At 75.0% G+C, this 2,723-nt stretch carries 1 protein-coding gene; it reads right to left on the reverse strand.

Going from position 1 to position 2,723, the window contains the following annotated elements:
- On the reverse strand, positions 1–2,723 hold a 2,723-nt coding region (locus KBX39_RS28215), incomplete at both ends, for a type I polyketide synthase (protein ID WP_210873433.1).

Below are 2,723 nucleotides of genomic sequence, written 5' to 3' on the forward strand. Positions count from 1 at the left end.
CGGTACACCTCGCCGCCGGCGGCGCTCAGCGCCCCCGCGAGCGCCCCGGCCCACTCGGTCGTGGCGGCGTCGTCGGCGGGCTCCACGAGCAGCCAGCGTCCCGGCGGGGTGAGCGGTGCGGGGACGGTGGTCCGCTTCCACACCACCCGGTACGACCAGCTGTCGACTACGGCGTCCCGCAGCCGCGCCTTGCGCCAGGACGACAGGACCGGCAGGGCCGGGGCCAGGACGCCCGCCCCGTCGGTGCCGAACTGCGCGGCGAGGGCCGCCACGTCGGAGCGCTCGACGGCCGACCAGAACTCGACGTCCACCACGTCCGGGCTGACCGGGCCGGTGGCCGAGGCCGGCATCTGCTCGGGCCAGTAGCGCTGCCGCTGGAACGCGTACGTGGGCAGGGCGACCGGGGTCGCTCCGGCGCCGGCGTAGAGGGCCGCCCAGTCGACGGGTACCCCGTTGACGTGCAGCTCGGAGAGGCCGGCGAGCAGGGCCCGCGCCTCGGCGCGGTCGGCGCGCTGCGCGGCGACGGCCAGCACCCCGTCGTCGGCGGGCAGGATGTCGCCGACCATCGCGGTCAGGACGCTGCGCGGGCCGATCTCCAGGAACGTGTCCACCCCGGCGGCGCGCAGCGCGGCGACCCCGTCGGCGAAACGCACAGCCTCCCGCACGTGCCGCACCCAGTAGTCGGGACTACGGATCTCGTCGACGTCAGCCGGCGCACCGGTCACGTTCGACACGACCGGCAACGCCGGCGCCTCGAACGTCAACCCGTCCAGGACCACCCGGAACTCGTCCAGCATCGGCTCCGTCAACGGGCTGTGGAACGCATGACTCACCGACAACCGGCGCGTACGCACACCCCGCCCACGCCAGACCCGCTCCACCTCGTCGAGCGCCTCCACCGCACCGGAGACCACCACCGATGTCGGCCCGTTGACAGCCGCGACCCCCACACCGGTCAAGCCGTCCAGCGTCGTCAGCACATCGGCCTCGGCCGCCGCGACGGCCAACATCCCACCACCGGCCGGCAACGCCTGCATCAACCGGCCCCGCGCCGCCACCAACACACACGCATCCGCCAGCGACAACACCCCCGCCACATGCGCGGCCGTGACCTCGCCGATCGAGTGACCGCCGACCAGGTCGGGGGCGACGCCGAACGACTCCACCAGGCGGAACAACGCCACCTCGACCGCGAACAGACCCGCCTGCGTGAACACCGTCCGGTCCAGCAGCTCCGCCTCGGCGGAACCCTCGGCTGCGAACAGCACCTCCTTGAGCGGGCGCGGCAACAGCGCGTCGAGCTGTGCGCACACCTCGTCCAGCGCGGCGGCGAAGACCGGGAACTCCGCGTACAACTCCCGGCCCATGCCGGCACGCTGCGCGCCTTGACCGGAGAAGAGCACCGCGAGCGGACCCCGGTCGGCGGCCTGCCCGGCGACCAGCGCGCCGGACGGCTGGCCGGCGGCCAGGGCGCGCAGCCCGGCCAGCAGCTCCTCACGGCCGGTCGCGGAGACCACGGCCCGGTGCTCCAGCGCGGAGCGCGACACGACCGACGACCAGCCGACGTCCACGGTGCGGAGGGCCTCGTCGTCCTCCAGCCACCGGGCCCAGCGACCCGCCTGCGCGCTGAGCGCTGCCTCGGAGCGGGCGGAGAGCAGCACGGGCACCGCCGGCAGGGCGACGGTGTGGGCCGGCCCGGTGTCGGCGAGGTCGGCGGCGTCCGGGGCGGGCGGTTCCTCGATGATGGTGTGCGCGTTCGTGCCGGAGATCCCGAACGACGACACGGCCGCCCGGCGGGGACGGTCGGTCGCCGGCCACGGCGTCGCCTCGGTCACCAGCGACACCTCGCCGGCCGACCAGTCCACCTTCGGCGTCGGCTCGTCGACGTGCAGGGTGGACGGCACGAGCCCGTGCCGCATCGCCATCACCATCTTGATCACACCGGCCACGCCGGCGGCCGACTGGCTGTGGCCGATGTTCGACTTGATCGAGCCGAGCAGCAGCGGCCGGTCGGCGGGGCGGCCCTGGCCGTACGTGGCCAGCAGGGCCTGCGCCTCGATCGGGTCACCGAGGACGGTGCCGGTGCCGTGCGCCTCGACGGCGTCCACGTCGGCCGTGGTCAGCCGCGCGTTCGCGAGGGCCTGCCGGATCACCCGCTGCTGGGCCGGCCCGTTGGGTGCGGTGAGACCGTTGGACGCGCCGTCCTGGTTGACGGCGCTGCCGCGGATCACGGCGAGGATCGGGTGTCCCTTGCGCTGCGCGTCCGACAGCCGCTCCACCAGCAGGATGCCGACGCCCTCGGACCAGCCGGTGCCGTCGGCGGCGGCGGCGAACGACTTGCAGCGGCCGTCGGGGGCGAGCCCCCGCTGCCGGGAGAAGCCCACGAACGGGCCGGGGGTGGCCATGACGCACACGCCGCCGGCCAGGGCCAGGTCGAAGTCGCCCTGCCGCAGCGCCTGGCACGCCAGGTGCAGGGCGACCAGCGACGACGAGCAGGCGGTGTCCACGGTGACCGCGGGGCCCTCCAGGCCGAGGGCGTACGCGATCCGCCCGGAGACGACGCTGGTGGCCGTACCGGTCAGCAGGTAGCCCTCGTCGGCGCCCTCGGCCTCGCTCTGCGGGCCCATGCCGTAGCCGTTGGCGGCGGTGCCGACGAAGACGCCGACCTTCTGCCCCCGCATCGAGGCGGGCGCGACGCCGGCGTGCTCGAACGCCTCCCACCT

The organism is Micromonospora sp. D75 (assembly GCF_018070405.1).
GTDB lineage: Bacteria > Actinomycetota > Actinomycetes > Mycobacteriales > Micromonosporaceae > Micromonospora > Micromonospora chalcea.